11 protein-coding genes are annotated in these 16,294 nt (G+C 70.7%); 7 read left to right on the top strand and 4 right to left on the bottom strand.

The features are described 5' to 3' along the window. Window positions 1–15: 15 nt before the first annotated feature. Window positions 16–699: a BON domain-containing protein gene (locus tag O7632_RS19690; RefSeq protein ID WP_278116355.1), complete on the bottom strand. Its 684-nt coding sequence runs from the start codon at window positions 697–699 to the stop codon at window positions 16–18. Between the two features lie 42 nt (window positions 700–741). Next, window positions 742–3,492, bottom strand: coding sequence for a LuxR C-terminal-related transcriptional regulator (locus O7632_RS19685; protein ID WP_278116353.1), 2,751 nt, complete (start codon window positions 3,490–3,492; stop codon window positions 742–744). 323 nt (window positions 3,493–3,815) lie between these two features. Here O7632_RS19685 and O7632_RS19680 point away from each other — a divergent pair, with 323 nt between their 5' ends. Continuing rightward, on the top strand, window positions 3,816–4,904 hold the full coding sequence (locus O7632_RS19680; protein ID WP_347403635.1) for a glycosyltransferase family 4 protein: 1,089 nt from the start codon (window positions 3,816–3,818) through the stop codon (window positions 4,902–4,904). A 108-nt stretch (window positions 4,905–5,012) separates the two neighbouring features. Here O7632_RS19680 and O7632_RS19675 read toward each other — a convergent pair whose 3' ends face one another. Further along, window positions 5,013–5,345, bottom strand: a complete 333-nt coding sequence (locus O7632_RS19675) for an STAS domain-containing protein (protein WP_278116349.1) — start codon at window positions 5,343–5,345, stop codon at window positions 5,013–5,015. 353 nt (window positions 5,346–5,698) lie between these two features. Between O7632_RS19675 and O7632_RS19670 the strand changes: the two genes are divergently transcribed. The 4 genes from O7632_RS19670 (at window position 5,699) to O7632_RS19655 (ending at window position 12,486) form a co-directional block, all read left to right on the top strand. After that, complete coding sequence (locus O7632_RS19670) at window positions 5,699–7,519, top strand: PP2C family protein-serine/threonine phosphatase (RefSeq protein WP_278116347.1); 1,821 nt, start codon at window positions 5,699–5,701, stop codon at window positions 7,517–7,519. Beyond that, the gene (locus O7632_RS19665) at window positions 7,519–8,556 is read left to right on the top strand and encodes a cobalamin-dependent protein (protein WP_278116345.1); all 1,038 of its coding nucleotides are present in this window, start codon (window positions 7,519–7,521) and stop codon (window positions 8,554–8,556) included. Before O7632_RS19670 ends, O7632_RS19665 begins: the two co-directional genes overlap by 1 nt. Window positions 8,557–8,962: 406 nt before the next feature. After that, complete coding sequence (locus O7632_RS19660; RefSeq protein WP_278116343.1) at window positions 8,963–11,455, top strand: EAL domain-containing protein; 2,493 nt, start codon at window positions 8,963–8,965, stop codon at window positions 11,453–11,455. A 77-nt stretch (window positions 11,456–11,532) separates the two neighbouring features. Continuing rightward, window positions 11,533–12,486, top strand: a complete 954-nt coding sequence (locus tag O7632_RS19655) for an endonuclease/exonuclease/phosphatase family protein (protein WP_278116341.1) — start codon at window positions 11,533–11,535, stop codon at window positions 12,484–12,486. Between the two features lie 14 nt (window positions 12,487–12,500). Here the strand turns inward: O7632_RS19655 and O7632_RS19650 are convergent, their stop codons facing one another. Next, the gene (locus O7632_RS19650; protein ID WP_278116340.1) at window positions 12,501–12,947 is read right to left on the bottom strand and encodes an OsmC family protein; all 447 of its coding nucleotides are present in this window, start codon (window positions 12,945–12,947) and stop codon (window positions 12,501–12,503) included. Between the two features lie 483 nt (window positions 12,948–13,430). Here O7632_RS19650 and O7632_RS19645 point away from each other — a divergent pair, with 483 nt between their 5' ends. Continuing rightward, on the top strand, window positions 13,431–15,716 hold the full coding sequence (locus O7632_RS19645; RefSeq protein ID WP_278120207.1) for an ATP-binding domain-containing protein: 2,286 nt from the start codon (window positions 13,431–13,433) through the stop codon (window positions 15,714–15,716). 422 nt (window positions 15,717–16,138) lie between these two features. After that, window positions 16,139–16,285 (top strand): hypothetical protein, encoded by a 147-nt coding sequence (locus tag O7632_RS19640; protein WP_278116338.1) that lies wholly within the window; start codon window positions 16,139–16,141, stop codon window positions 16,283–16,285. Window positions 16,286–16,294 lie beyond the last annotated feature (9 nt).

Here is a 16,294-nt window from a genome sequence, read left to right as displayed (position 1 = left end):
CCCCCGTCGCCACGCTCACGGCTGCGGGTCGACCGCGATGCGGTTCCTCACCGCTGTCACGCCCGGAGCCGACCAGGCGATCCGTTCCGCCTCTTCCCGTTCCAGCCAGGACCGGACCACGCCCTCGACGACGACGTCACCACCGTCGGCGTCGACGGTGATGTGGCGTGCGTCGGTGGCCGCGCTGCGGGTGAGCGCGTCTTCGATGCTGCGGCGCAGTTCCGTCGTGGAAGGATTGATCCGGGGCCGGACCGCGATCAGGTTGGTCACCCCGCGTACGCCGGACAGTCGGCGGACCGCTCGTTCGGCCGCCCGCCGCTGGAACTCCCATTCCACCTCGCCCTTGAGGGTCACCCAACCCTGGGCGACGGTGACCTCGAGACGCTCGATCGGGACGAACGCGTCCCACTCCAGGGCCCGGGTGGCGGCACCGGCCACGTCGGCGTCGGTGCGTTCGGCGCTACTCGGCAGCCGTACCTCGATGTCGTTGGCGACCGCCGTCACACCCCGTACGCGATGGGTGGTCCGCTCGGCCGCCCACTTCTTGCCGTAGTTGTCCACCCAGCCGAGCAGGGTGACCACCCCGTCGCGCACGATCACGCCGATCTCGTTGGGCTGGACCCGGGCGTCCCATTTCAATTCCTCTAGGACGTCGTGCTGGATGTCGTCGTCGCTGCGGCGCGCCGTCGTCGCTGTCATGGTTCCTCCTGGGGAGGTCGGCTGCGGCATCACTGGTGGGTGCTACAGAAGACGCAGTTCGCGGGCCCGACGCACCGCATCGCGCCGCCGTGGTGCGCCGAGCTTCTGGTAGATGTTGCGGACATGAGTCTTGACGGTGTTGACCGACAGGAACAGCTCGGCGGCGATCTCCCCGTTGGACAGGGTGCTCTGCAGGTACCGCAGCACCGTGAGTTCCCGGTCGGTCAACGGCTCCGCCAGCGTCGGGGTCGGCCGATGCCGATCGGCGTGCCGCCGGCCGGCGGTGTCCACGAGATCGTTGACCAGCCCCCGGTGCCGGGTGCCGGAGTCGAGATGGTCCACCAGCAGGTCCCGTACGGGTGACCCGCCGTGGTGGAACACCCGCCGGTGCCCGTCCGGCTCCGCCAGGTCGAGTACCCGCTCCAGCAGTTCCCTGGCCCGCCGGTGGTCGCCCAGCGCGCGGGTGGCCACGGCCGCGACCAGCCCGGCGTCGATCCGGTCCACTGTGCTCAACTGGTGGGTCGCCTGCGGCGACCAGTCGGGGACGCTGCTGAGCGCTGCCGCTGGCTGCCCGCTGAGTAGGTGCAACCGGGCCAGCGCGATCGTGCCGCGTGCACGCGGAACCGGGTCGGCATGGCGTCGACCGCCGGTGAGCATGGTCAGCAGCGCGCGGGCGCCGCCCAGGTCGCCACAGGCCATCCGTGCCTCGGCCACGATGACCAGGCGGGCGTACTCCAGGTGGTCGTGCGGGGGCGGCGGTTGCTGGTCCGGCACCGAGGTCGCGACGGCGTACTCCCCGTGGGCGAGGTCGACCTGGGCCCGGACCACGGCGGCCAACCGACCGACGGCGGCGTCCGCGCCGGGGACCGCCAGCATGAGCACCTGGTCCAGGTGCCGAGCGGCGTCGGTCAGGTCGTCGCGGTGCAGCGCGACCAGCGCGAACGCCAGGTGGGCCGCGGCCGAGTGGCCGGCGCACCGGCGGCCGGCGCAACTCGGCAGCGCGAGCGCCTGTTGGCCGGTCCGCTGTGCCTGGGTCACGTCACCGCGCCACGCGTGTATCAGAGCGAGCAGCCCGGTGGCCAGGCGGACCGGGCAGCGGTGGGGGCCGTCGTCGGCGCGTGCGGCGATCAGGGACTGTTCGGCTCGGGCCAGGTCGCCGAGTCCGAGCTGGGCGGCACCTCGCGCGACCAGGGCGACCCGGTGTCCCCGCCGGTTGGCCGTCGTCGCTGGTCCCGTCATCGCCAGCAACCGGCCCGCGTACGTCACCGCGTCGGAGAAGTCGCCCCGGGCCAGCGCCGTCACCAGGTGCAGCGCCGTCGACGCCGGATGATCGTCGGATCCCGGTCCGTCGGGCGGTGCCACGATGTGACCTGCCGTCTCCAGGCGACCTGCCGTCTCCAGGCGGTCGACGACGACGGCCAACCGTAGCGCCGGATCGTCGGACGTCACCGCCGTCGGCACAGCGGTGCGGCCGGCGTCCTCGTGGCCGCACAGCAGCAGCTCCGGCCAATGGGCGTCGGCGAGTGCGGCGGGCACTTGCCAGTCCGTCGCCCCCGTTCCGGCCAGGGCCATGGCGTGGCGGAGCGCGGCCACCGGGCGCTCGTGCGTTCGGTACCAGTCGAAGGCCCGCCGGTGCAGGTCTACGAGTCCGTCCGGCTGTCGCCGGAGGAGCTCTGCGTACAACACGTCGCCGAGCATCTGGTGACACCGGTACCAGACGGTGCCGGTGGCGGTGTCGACGGCCATGCCCGCCGCGTCACGGACGACCGCGCCGGGGGTTTCCCGGACGACGAAACCGGCCGTTTCGCGGACCGCCGCGGCGAGATGCTCGTCGCCATCGTGTCGGCCGGTGAGCGCGTCGGCGAGATCGCCGCACATCCGGTCCAGCAGGGCGGTACGGATCAACGTTTCCCGAACCGCCGGGGACTGCCCGGCGACGACCTCGGCGTTGAGGTACTCGACCAGGCCGATACCGGGGCCGTCGCCCCCCTGCCGAGCTGCGGCGGCTTCCTCGACCTGGCGATGTGCCAGCGCGGCCAGCCGTACCCCGGCCGGCCACCCCTCGGCCTGTGTGTGGAGTTCGCGGATCCGCTCGTTCGACAGACCGCCGCCCTGCTCGGTGACGAGTGTGGCGCTCTCGGCGATGGTCAGCGCGAGGTCGCCGCTGCGCAGCTCGGTCAGTTCACCGGCCAGTCGCCAGCGATGCAGAGCCAGCGCCGGTTCGGTTCGACCGGAGATCACCAAGCGGAGCCGGCCTCGGCAGTGCCGGAGGAGGAACTCCAGCCCACCGGTCACCCGAGGGTCGGTCACGGTGTGAAAGTCGTCGAGTACGACGACAGCCGGCTCCGGTAGCGCGGCGATCGCCGCCGCGAACCTGGGCAGGTAGTCGCCGGTGCCGGCCGCTCCCGGTCGCGGCACGGCAGGGTGGTCCGGTAGCCGGCGCGAGATCTCGTCCGTGATCGCCGCGTGCAGGTAGGTCCAGAACCGGTCGGCGTCGTCACCGGGCTCGAGGGTCAGCCAGGCCGTGATCGCCGTCGCCGTCCGGTGTTGGGCGAACCAGGTCGTGAGCAGCGTCGTCTTGCCCCAACCCGCCGGTGCCACCAGCAGCGTGATCGGCGTGTGGACGCCGGCGTCCAGCCGGGCGAGGAGCCGGGGACGGTCCACCAGACCGGTCGGCGGGTCGGGTTGGGTGATCTTGGACGCGAGTAGGGGGAGCGCCTCGGTGCCGGTCAGGCTGTCGGGTCGCGGCGTGCCGCGCTGGTCCGCCATGGTGTCCTGTCCGGCTGTGCGCATCGGCCACCCCCTCGTCGGACCGACCGCCAGGTGGCGAGCGGTGCGTGTGTGTCGCGGTGGCGTTCCCCGAGCCGGCCGGATCTAACGCCGCACATCGCCTGGACCGGGCGAGCTGGCGGCCCACCCACGGGCGGCCGGGTCCTGCGGCCGTGCGTTCCACAGTCCGGCTCGCTTCGGCTTACTCCCAGATATATCCGTTTTTATCCGTCGGTAGCCGGGTAACCGATGCCATCCGGCCGTAGCGCCGGGCTGAGCGCAGGGGGTGCGCCGTGAACGAGATCCCGTCCACGCACACCGAGCACCACACGGCATTGCGGATCGCCATGATCGTCCCGCCGTACTACGAACTGCCTCCACCCGGGTACGGGGGCGTCGAACAGGTGTGCGCCGCGCTTGTCGACGCCCTGGTCGCCCGAGGCAACGAAGTGACCCTGTTCGGCGCGGGCAGCAAGACCGGCACCGCCGCGAACTTCGTGAGCACCGTCCGGGAGCCGCAGGCCGACCGGCTCGGCCACTCGCTACCCGAACTGGTGCACCTGGCCCGGGTGGACCGGCTGATCGAGGATCGCAGCTTCGACGTGGTGCACGACCACACCACGGTGGGCCCGTTGGCCGCGGCGCAACGCCGGGTACCGACCGTGGTGACCGTGCACAACTCACCCGACGGCGAACTTGGCGAGTATCTGCGCGGGATCGACCGTGCTGTCGCCCTGGTGTCCATTTCCTACGCCCAGCGCCGGGTCGGGGCAGGTCTGCCCTGGACGGCAACGGTGCACAACGGGCTGTCGACCGACGTGTCGGCTAAACCGGCACCCACCGACGGACCGGTGCTCTGGTTGGGCCGGTTCGCGGCGGACAAGGGTCCGGACCTGGCGATCGAAGCCTGCCGCGAGGCGGGTTCGCGGTTGGTCCTGGCGGGCAAGGCGACCGAGCCGTCGGAGCAGCGCTACCTCGATGAGGTCGTCCGTCCGATGCTCGGCCCGGACGTGGAACTGTTGGTCAATCCCGACCGCCAGCGCTGTTGGGGTCTGTTGGCCGAGGCGCGCTGCCTACTCATGCCGATCCGCTGGGAGGAGCCCTTCGGGATGGTGATGCTGGAGGCGATGGCGTGCGGTACTCCGGTGGTCGCGCTCAATCGGGGCGCCGTACCCGAGGTGGTCCGCCATGGTGAGACCGGCATCATCTGTACGGATCCCAGGGAACTTCCCGACGGGATTCGGCAGGCGAGCGGGATCGACCCGACGGTCTGCGCCGACCACGTCCGGGATTCCTTCTCGCCGGATCTGATGGCCGCCCGATACGAGCGGATCTACCACCGGTGGAAGCGTGCGATGCCGCTGTCGCCCAGTGAGGTGGCCGACGCGGCCGATCGGTCGAGTCAGCAGTTGCTGCCCGCTGTCGCGGCCGGCTGACCGCGGTTCCTGCCGGGGGCGTCTCCTCAGCCAACGGTCGGCGGTCGGCGTCTTCAGTCTCCGACCGCCGGCTGGTCTCACTGGGGCCAGTCGCTGGCATCGCCGCCGTCAGGCGGTGCTGGCGTCGTCGTCGACAGCGGCCGCCGGTCGGTTCACCAGTTCACCAACGCCGGTGATGTCCAGCACGCTGGCAAGGAACGCGGGAACCTCGCTGAGTTCGATCCGGGTGCCGAGGGGATGTGCCAGCCGCCAGGCGTGCACCAGAACCGCCAAGCCGGTGCTGTCGATGAAGCGCAGCCCGGCGAACGAGAGTACGAGTCGGGTCGGTGGCCGCGTCATCAGTCGATCGATCTGCTCGCGCAGGGTCGTGGCCGTCTGGAAGTCGAGGTCGCCGGAGAGCCGGAGCACCGGTTGACCGTCGGTAGTCGTGTCGACAGTCATCGCCAGGGGTGTCGCTGTGGCGTTCCGGCCGTCAGGAATCACCGATTCTGCCTTTCTGCCTGATAACAGGACCCTGTGCCTGATACCGGACGCTCGCCCTCGTCGGTGTCGGGCGGGTGGGATTCCGTGGTCCGGCCCATACCAGGCTAATCCCGGTGGCGATGGTTCGCGCGGCGGGCGGGTGATCCATGGCGCGCCGATCGCCGTGTGTCCTGGTTATCTCAACTGAGAGTAGTTGCTTTGCGCTCCGGTGGCGGTCGCCGGTGACCCGCGTAGGGTGGAGCACGAGTAGTGACCCCGGTGACCATGATGCCGGCGGTCGTGTCGATGAACGTGAGGAGTGGGTCTGGCTGGTGAGCGCCGCCGACGTCACGAATTGCGATTCGGGTGACGGGTCGGTCCGGGCACCAGAGCCGACGGCATCGACGGCTTCCGGTGCGGGCCTGCCCGCCGCCGGGGTACGGTGCGCGCCGGCTGATCTGCTTCGCCAGCCGGCGATCGTCGATCAGGCGGTGATCGACAACTTCCGGGAGGGCCTGGTCGTCTGTGACGGTGCCGGCGTGGTCCGACACGTTGACGCGACCGCTCGCCGGCTGCTGCCCGAACTCGCGTCCGACCAGGTGGTCGCGGCCAGCGGCATCCCCGGACTGGCCGCCGCGATGGCCGCCGAGGTCACCCCGGCGGAGCTGAGTCACCGGGGGCACCGGCTGCGGCTGCGTCGGGTGACCCTCGGCCCGGACCGGATCGGCTGGTACGTCGACGACGCCACCGACTCGACTGCCCGATCCGACGCGTTGCTCGCGGAACGGGCGCGATGGATGTTCCTGGCCACCGCCAGTCAGCAACTCGGCAACCCCTTGCACGAGGACCGCGCCGCCCGTGCGGCGGTCCGGCTCGCGGTGCCGACACTGGGCGAGGTGGCGATACTGGTCCTGGCTCCGCGCCGAGGTCGGGCGCAGTGGTGGCGGGCGCGCGGTGGGGCAGCGGGCACCAGGCCCGAGGTCGACGGCGGAATGGTGCCGATGGCCGAACTGCCACCAGCGTTCACGGAAGCATTGGCGGGGGTCGAGCCCACGTCGGTCGACTGGCTCGCCGAACAGTTGGTCGATGTCGGCTGGCTGACCGAGGCGCAGGCCGGTGAGGCGTTGCCGCGGATCACCGGGCTGCCCGGCAGTGCCCGTCCGACCGGGGTGCTGGTCGTCGTACGATCTCGTCCGGCGGAGTACGACGACGCCGACGATCACCTGCTCCGAGGCTTCGCCGCCCGGGCCGGTTCGGCGCTGGACGCGGCGGTGCTCTTCCGGCATCAGTCCGAGATCGCCGAGACTCTGCAGGCGAGCCTGCTGCCCACCGCTCCCACGCCGGTCGCCGGGCTGCAATGGGGTACGGCGTACCGGCCGGCGCAGTCGTCGTTGCGGATCGGCGGCGACTTCTACGGTGCCTTCGACCTCTCGGACGGCAACACGCTGTTCTTCCTCGGCGACGTCTCCGGCAAGGGAGTCGAGGCGGCCGTCTTCACCGGCCAGGTGCGGCAGGGCCTGCAGGCACTGCGTAACGTCGAGACCGACCCGAGGCAGCTGCTGCGGCTGCTCAACGAGTCGGTGTTGGAGACCACCCAGGCACACGGTCAAGGCCGGTTCGCGACGATGGTGCTCGGGGTTGCCGAGCCGGGGCGCGACGGCGGGGTGACCGTGACCCTCGCCGGCGGCGGCCATCTACCGCCGCTTGTGCTGCGCGCCGACGGCACGGTCGAGCCGGTGCCGTTGAGCGGGATGCTGATCGGGGTGGTGCCGGATCCCCGGATCGGTCAGGTCGCCGTGCATCTCGCGGCGGGGGAGACCTGCCTGCTCTACAGCGATGGCGTCACCGAGGCCCGGGGCGGTCGCTACGGCGACGAGCAGTACGGGCTCAGCCGGCTCGTCCACGCCCTGCGCGGCTGTCACCGGATGCCGGCCCCGGCGCTCGCCGAGCGGGTCGAACAGCTGGCCGGTGACTGGCTGGCGGGTCGCGAACACGACGACATCGCCGTGTTCGCGGTCCGTGCCGATCGGCCGTCATCGAGGGCACGCGGTCGGCACCTGCACGCGGTGCCCGACACGATCACCGGTACCGGTCCCTCCCAGGCGAACCCGGTAGGCGGTTCGGGCCCGGCGAAACCGGAGGCAGGCCGGTAGTGGCGGCCCCGTCCACCTTAGACCTGGCTAGCGCCTATCCAGCCTTTCTGTCCTGTCTGGCGGCGGCGGACGAGATCGGTGCGCTGGAACTCGCCGACGAACTGCTCACCACCGGGGTCGCGGCGGAATCGGTCCTGTTGGAGCTGATCGTACCGGCGCAGGTCCAGGTGGGCCGCTGGTGGCAGAGCAACGAGTGGTCGGTCGCTCAGGAACACGCCGCGACCCACATCAGTGAGCTGGTGGTCTCCGCCGTCACCACCAGGTCGGCACCACGGCCGTACCGGGGCCGGGTGATCGTGGCCTGCATGGACGGCGAGTGGCATGCCCTGCCACCCCGGCTGGTCGCCGAAGTGCTACGGCTGCGCGGTTGGCAGGTCACCTTTCTGGGGGCCAGCGTGCCGGCCGTGCACCTGATGGGGTACCTGCATCGTCATGACGCGTCCGCGCTCGCGTTGGCCTGCGCGCTGCCGATGCGACTTCCCCAAGCACACCGGATGATCGAGTCGTGCCGCCGCGCGGACGTGCCGATCCTGGTGGGTGGGCGTGGGTTCGGTCCGGACGGGCGGTGGGCCCGCAAGCTCGGGGTGGTCTGGGCGTCGGACGCCCGCCGGGCCGCCGATCTGCTGGCCGAGGGTGGGGACGCGCTCTCCGGGCCGGGCACCGGGACCGGCTCGCTCGGCGGCGAGGAGTACGTCGGACTCATCAGTCGACGGGCCGAGATCATCGATCTGGGGTTGGACGACCTGCGGCGCAGGCAACCGAGCGTCGCCGACTACACGGTTGCCCAATGGGACGCGACCGTCGCCGACCTCGGGCATATCGTCGACTTCCTGGCCGCCGCCGTCTATGTGGACGACGAGCAGCTTTTCACCGAGTCGATGCGGTGGACACGCGACGTACTCGCCGCTCGCGGAGTGTCCGTTGCCGGCGTGATGAGAACCCTCAGTGTTTATGTCGAGACTCTTCGTGATTTCCCTCGGGCGGGTGCCTTCCTGCGTGCGGGTCGGCGAGCGCTCTGGTCAGTGGCGCGAGGGTGATGGTTCGCCCGTCGGGCGCGGAGTTCGTGGTGATGGGTGGGGTTCCGATCGTGCCTTGACGGCCGAGGTGTCGTCCGGGTTCGTCTCGGATTCATCCGTTGTGCACTGATCACTTTGGAAAGTGGTGTCGCGGAGTATCCGATGTGGTCCCGTGGGTTCCTAAAGGCGCTCTGCGCTCATTTAGCAATAATAGTCGATTAGTGGGGCAAAAGACATTTAGCTATACCAACCGGTACTTACGTTGCTTATCCTTCCACTGCATCGAGTAGATCGGAGGAGGTGGCGAGATGCGTGACAACGATTGGCTGTGACTCCGGACCTGTTCTATGGACGGTGAGTTATGAGACGCTGACGCGAGGCTTATGTAGATGGTTCTGTTCGGCCAGGAAGCGAGGCGAGAGCTACGGTGCGTAGCGACGGGATGGACCGGCGGCTGGCGCCGATCGTCGGTCTGATCGTCTGTTGTGGCCTGGTGACGGTGGCATGGGCGGTGTCCGGGATCGAGGCACCACCCAGCCGTCCGGCCCTCTACTACCCGGTGGTGCTGGCCAGCCTGGTCGCCGTGGCCAGCGGGTGCACCGTGCCCATCCGTACCCGTACCCCTCAGGGCATCTCCTCGACCAGCGCGGCGGTGCTGGTGTCGGTGGCCGTGCTGCCGACACACTGGGTGGTCGTCTGCACCGCTGTCGGAGTGGGCGTCGGTCGGTCGGTCGTCGGTTCCGCGCCCGCGAAGGTCGCCTTCGCCGCCGCCAAGGAGTCCATCGCCGCACTCGCCGCGGCGCTCACCGCCGGCTGGATCGGGCTGACCCCGGTACTCGGTTCCACCGGACATCTCGCCGACTCCTGGCCGACCACGGTGGTGGCGCTGTGCGCCGCCGCACTCGTCTACGCCGTGGTCGACGAGACCGTACCGGTGCCGGTCGTCGCGCTGGCCGACCGGACCCCCTGGCGGCGAGTGGTCCAGCGGGGTGCCCGCGTTCGCGCCGGCGTCAAGGCCGCGACCCTGGTGTTGGCGTTGGCCACGGTGCTGGTGACCGCCATCGACGCGAGACTGCTGGTGGCCACCCCGCTCGCGGTCTTGCTGCTGCACTCCGGATATCGGCGGCGGCTGCACCTCGGCGAGGAGCGCTCGGCCTGGCGGCAGCTGGCCGAAACCACCGACGCGCTCAACACCGTCGACCTCGACGTGGTGCTGCGGACCGCGATCGACGGAGCGGCCCGGCTGTTCTCCGCGCGGCTGGTCGAGATCGAGTTCCAGTACGCCGGGCAACGCCGGTTGATCCGGGGCGATGAGCACGGCCTACGGTACGACGGCCCGGCCGGAGCCGGCGGCCCACCCTCCGCTGGTGAACCCGTCACGGTGCCGCTTGGCGCCATCGGACCGGAACCGACCGGTCCGGGTGTGCTGCGGTTGGTCCTGCCGACCGCCGGGCTGTCCGACCGGGAGCGGTACACGCTGCGCACCTTCGGCGCGGCGCTCACCACGGCGATCCGCAACGCGATCGCGTACGCGCAGGCCACCGAACTCGCCGCCCGCCACGAACATGACGCGACCCACGACCCGCTGACCGGCCTCGCCAACCGCCGCCACCTGCGCGACCGCCTCGGGGCGGCACTGGCCGACCGGCGGAGTCTGCCCAGTACGGCGTTGTTGCTCATCGATCTCGACCACTTCAAGGAGGTCAACGACACCCTCGGCCATTCCGCCGGTGACCAGGTCCTGATCGAGGTGGCGAACCGGCTACGCGGGGCGGCGGGTGACGGCCTGGTGGCCCGGCTGGGCGGCGACGAGTTCGCTGTCATCCTCGACGGGCACTCCGCGCCGGCTCGGGCCGAACACGACGCCCGCCAGATCCTCGAGGTGCTGCGCGATCCGATGGACCTCGACGGGATCCGGGTGAGCCTGCGGGCCAGCGCGGGTCTCGCCACCGCCAACGGCAGCTCGAGTACCGAGGAGATGCTGCGCCGGGCCGACGTGGCGATGTACCAGGCCAAGGATGCCGGACGGGCGTTGGCCCGGTACGACCGCAGCCGGGACACCGCTGATCCACACCGGTTGGCGCTGCGGGGTGAACTTCCCGGTGCGGTCAGCGAACACCGGTTCGACATCGGCTTCGCGCCGATCGTCGATCTCGGTAGTGGGGCGGCACTGGGCGTCGACGCGGTCGTCCGGTGGGGTCAGCCGGAGCTCGGTGACCAGCCGGCCACCGGGATGCTGGCGTTGGTCGAGCGGTCCGGACTGCTCGCCGAGTTCACCCGGAGCATGGTCGACCGGTCGCTGGCGGCGGCGCGGGTCTGGCAGGACGCCGGATTCCGCCTTCCGGTGTCGGTCTGCGTCTCCGCGCGGAGCCTGCTCGACCCGGCGTTCCCCACCGAGATCCGGCAGCGGCTGGCGGCTCATCGAATCGCCGCCGACCAGCTGATCATCGAGCTCACCGAGACCGGCGGGGCGAACTGTCCGGACCTGGCCACCAGGGCCCTCGACCAGCTGCACGACGACGGAGTCCGGATCGCCTTCGCCGGATTCGGCACCTCCGACGTCTCGCTCGCGGCGCTCCTGCGGATCCCGGTCCACCTGGTCAAGATCGACCATCCGGCGCTGGCGGCTTCGGGAAACTCGCCGGCCGCGCTTCCTTCGCTTGTCGGACTCGGACGTGATCTGGCGAATCTGGTGGTGGCCACCGGCGTGGCCACGACGGGCCAACGCCGGCTGCTGTGGGAGATGGGCTGCACCGCCGGCCAGGGCCGGCTGTTCTGGCCCGGGGCGGCCGGTCTGACCGATGTGCTCGACACCCTCCGTAAGGGACGTGACGGGGTCGCGGGAACGCTGGCGCCGAGCCTGCATTCCGGGGCGAACGTCGTGCGGATGCCCCGGCTACGCCGGGTCAGCTCCGGCTGACCGAGTCGACACCACCGCGCCGCGCGGCGTCGGTCCGTTGTGGAGCGCCCTTCCGGCCGGCCGCTACCATGTACGCGGTGACCACCCACAAGATCGACGTTGCCGTCGGTGACGCGGCGGCCCGTCCCACCCATCGCCGAGGTGCCCGTACCAGTGCCGTCGCGCTGCTGCTGGCGGGCCTGCTCGCCGGTCACCAGTTCGTCCCCAACGTTCGTGGCCTCGGCAGTCTGTTGGACAGCGTCATTCCCTTCCTCGGCCTGGGGATCATGCCGTTGGTCGCGGTGGCGCTGCTGCGTCGGTCCGCTCCCGCCTTGGGCTCGGTGCTGGTGCCGACGGTCGTCTGGACCGCGTCTTTCGGGATCGTCTGGTTGCCTGGGCCCGCCGACGGCCCGGCCGAGTTGACGGTGATCAGCCAGAACGTGCGGGCCGGGAATCCGGACCCGGCTGCCACCGTGAACGTGTTGCTCGACGCGGATCCGGACCTGATCGCTCTGCAGGAGATCTCCGAACACGGCCATCGGCCGATCGCCGCCGCGTTGGCTCCACGGTATCCACACCGTGTCGTGCTCTCCACCGTCGCCCTGTGGAGTCGGTGGCCGATCCAGCAGGCGGTCGGCGTGGACACCGGGCTCGACTGGACCCGGGCGTTACGAGCCGTGGTCGCCGGACCCACCGGCGACATCGTGGTCTACGTCGTGCATCTCGGCTCGGCCCGAGCTGGTGACACCGTGCTGAGGGACCGGACCGTCGCCACTCTCGCCGCCACACTGCGCCAGGAACGGGCCGATCGTCTGATCGTGGTGGGTGACTTCAACACGGCCACCACCGACCGGGTGATCACCCCGTTGACCGATCTGCTCCGCGACGCCCAGGCCGACGCCGGGAGTGGCCCTGGGTTCACCTGGCCGGCACCACTGCCGGTGACCCGGCCGGATCATGTGCTCTACCGTGGGTTCACCGCTACCGCCGCCGGGGTGGTCCGGACCCCGGCCAGCGACCATCGGGCGGTCTTCGCGGGGTTCCGACGGTGACCCGCGAACCTGGGTCAGCTCAGCTGAGCCTGCGGCTGGTTCTCCTCGACGCGGCCCGCCACCACGTGCAGCGCGTGCCGTACGTCACCGGAGCTGGAGAACGGCCAGAGCTGATCGGCGCGGTTCACCAGCGCCGACAACTGGTCCGGCGACAGCCCGCAGGAGGAGACACTGGCCCGTACCTCGGCCCGGTAGCGCCCGTCGGGGTCACGGCGCAGCCGGGTCTCGGCGTGGACCTCGACCGTGTGCGGCTCGTTGGTGATCTCGGTGGCCGCTTCCGCGGCGGCGTGATGCAGACATGTCGCGAACGCCGCCGCCAGCAGGTGCTCCGGGGTGAGCCCACTGCCAGGTGGGGCGAGCGGCGACGAGAGCCGGCTGGAGAACGCGCCGTCGTCGGTCTGGACCCGACCGCCTCGCGCGGTCGCCGCAGCCCGGTGGTTCCAGGTGTCCGCCTCGCCCATCATGGCCCCCTCACCCGCGTCGTGGCGTGCGGTGCGTACCCCCCGGACCAGTGCTGAAACGATCTCGAATCCGGCCGTGCGGCCGGTGAGACGGCTCAACGACGGCGATCTCGACGGCTCAACGACGGCTCAACGACGGCTCAAGGACGGCTCAACGACGGCGATCTCGACGGATCGCGGCGGTGCCGGCCGGTGGGGTGGATGCCGGGCAGTGGGCCTTTGCCGGACGCGCCGCGTCCGCGCGAGGAGACGCCCGCGCGAGGAGATATGCGCAAGGCCGATCCGCGCGTTATGGTTGGCGCTCCATGGCGTGCCATGGGCGAACGACCAAGACAAAATGGACACCTCTACTGAGGTGCCTACGTCGGGCAACGTACTAATCAGGGGGCACACTTGTCAAGTGCGGTGGGTACGTCCAGCCGGGAAGGCATCGACGACGCGGACCGAGCCGCCGAACTCACCCGTGAGCAGCGGTACGTCACGATGCTGCACGGCCGGTTGGACGCCTTGCGGACCCAGGCACAGCAGCGCCTGGCCACGGCGCTACGACAAACCGGGGGTACGCCGCAGGCCCGTTCGGAACGGGAAAGCGCGGTCGCGCTGCACGGCGACCGGATCGCCCTGTACGACGCGGTGGACAACGGTCTGTGTTTCGGACGGCTCGATCTGATCGACGGCACCAACCGCTACATCGGTCGAATCGGTCTGTTCGATGACGAAGGCGACTACGAGCCCTTGCTGATCGACTGGCGGGCGCCGGCCGCCCGTCCCTTCTACCTCGCCACCGCCGCCGCGCCGGACGGGGTCCGGCGGCGCCGCCACATCCGTAGCCGGCTGCGTACGGTCACCGCGATCGACGACGAGTTGCTCGACATCGAACTCGCCCGAGACCAGCCCGGCAGCCTGTTGACCGGTGAGGCCGCGCTCCTCGCGGCGATCACGGCCGGGCGGACCGGCCGCATGAAGGACATCGTCCAGACCATCCAGGCCGAGCAGGACGAGGTCATCCGGGCACCAGTCGACGGCGTGCTGGTCGTGCAGGGCGGACCTGGCACCGGCAAGACGGCTGTCGCGCTGCACCGCGCCGCGTATCTGCTGTACACCCACCGCCGGGAACTGTCCAGCCGAGGCGTGCTGGTCGTGGGTCCGAACGCGACGTTCCTGCGGTACATCGCTCAGGTACTGCCCTCACTGGCCGAGACCGGCGTGTTGCTGCGCACCCCGGGAGACCTTTTCCCGGGCGTGACCGCCCGACGGGCGGAGTCGGCACCGGTGGCCGAGATCAAGGGTCGCGCTGTGATGGCCGACGTCATCGCGGCGGCGGTACGGGACCGGCAGGAGGTGCCGTCCGACACCGTACTGATCGATGTCGACGGGCATGTCCTGCGCCTCACCCCGCAGATCTGTCTCGACGCCCGGGAGCACACCCGCCGGTCGGGTCGACTGCACAACCTGGCACGTCCGCTGTTCGACACCGAGGTCGTGCACGCCCTGGCCGCCCAGATCGCCGAGGAGATCGACGTCGACCCGTACGCGGACGACCCACTCGGTGGCGACGACGCTCCGGGTGACCCCCAGGTGCTGGCCGATGCCGACCTGGCCGACATCCGCCGGGAACTGCGAGCCGACCCGGCTGTCCAGACGGCGCTGGACCGGTACTGGCCGGTGCTCACCCCGCAGCGGTTACTCAGTGATCTCTACGCCAGCACCGAGCGGCTGGCCGCCGCCGCGACAGGCCACCTCGATCCGAGCGAACACGACCTGTTGTGGCGCGCCCCCGGCGGCGGCTGGACCCCGGCCGACGTCGCGTTGCTCGACGAGGCAGCCGAACTGCTCGGGGTCGACGAGAGCGCGCAGCGGGCCCGGACGGAGCAGCAACGCCAGCGGCGGTTGGCATACGCCGAGGAGGCGCTCGACGTGCTGCGTGGGTCGGAGTCCATCGATGTCGAAGACGAGGCGGAGCCGGAGATCCTCGGCGCGACGGACGTGGTGGACGCGGCGGCGTTGGCCTCCCGCCAGCAGGAGACGGACCACCGTACGGCGGCGGAACGGGCGGCGGCGGATCGTCGCTGGGCGTTCGGGCACGTGGTGGTCGACGAGGCGCAGGAACTCTCGGCCATGGCGTGGCGGCTGTTGATGCGGCGTTGCCCGAGTCGGTCGATGACCATCGTCGGCGATGTCGCGCAGACCGGCACGCTGGCGGGGGCGGCGTCCTGGTCGGAGCTGTTGGCGCCGTACGTCGCCGACCGGTGGCGCCTCGCCGAGCTGGCGGTGAGTTATCGGACACCAGCCGAGATCCTGACGGTCGCGGCCCGGGTGCTGGCGGCGATCGACCCGACTGCGGCCGTGCCGGTCGCGGTCCGGGAATCCGGTGTCGCGCCCCGGTGGGAGCGGGTCGACGACGGCGGTCGGTTGGCCGGTCGGCTGGTGGAGCTGGTGCGTCAGGAGCTGCCCGAGGTGGGCGGAGGCCGCCTCGGTGTGATCGTGCCGGCGGGGACGGCTGCCGAGCTCGGCGCGGCGGTCGACGAGTCGGTGGCAGAGGTCGCGCTCGGCGACCAACCCGACCTGACGGCGACGGTTGTGGTGTTGACCGTCGCGCAGGCCAAAGGGCTGGAGTTCGACTCGGTGCTGGTGGTGGACCCAGCACGGATCCTCGCCGAGTCGCCGCGCGGTCACAACGATCTGTACGTGGCGTTGACCCGGGCGACGGCGCGACTCGGCGTGCTGTATTCGGGAGACCTGCCGGCGGTGCTCGCCGACCCGGGCTGATCCGGTCCGACCCGCGAGTCGTGCGGATGATGACCACCTGATGTCGGTGTGATGATCGGCGAGTGTCGCCGCCGGGGTGAAGGTGAACGGAACGAGGCCGTTGCGGAACCGTTACATCTCCTGCTGATGGCCGTCAGGGTCGATCGGTGGCCAGGTCACCGCTCGTGACGAATCGGGCGAAACGCCCACGGCGCCGTGAATCAGGCCGCACTTCGTCGACCGCGTCCCGCCGCGAGTGGTGGGGCTGGCGGTACCGGTGAGGTTGACGGCGTAGGGTGTGGTGTACGTCTGTTGACGGCGGGTTGGCGTAGGGGCCAACAAGGGGTGACTCTGCGGCGACTCGACCGTCGCCGCGCGGCAGCCCGCCAGCGCGGCCGTACCTGTCGTTGCGAGTCCGAACACAGTTGGGAGGTGGCCGGCGGATGGACCTGGCCTACCTGGATGCCGGTTCCGGCAGTCTGATCGTCCAGGCAGTGGTGGCTGGTGCGGCCGGCATGGTCGTCGCCACCAAGCTCTACTGGCGCAGGCTGGTCAGTCGGTTCCGCAAGCAGCCCACCAAGAAAGACTGAGTGACTCCG

Origin of the sequence: Solwaraspora sp. WMMD406 (genome assembly GCF_029626025.1) — a bacterium.
Classification (GTDB): Bacteria; Actinomycetota; Actinomycetes; order Mycobacteriales; family Micromonosporaceae; genus Micromonospora_E.
Note: the sequence above shows the minus strand (reverse complement) of the source record. Positions and strands in the feature narration are given on the sequence as shown.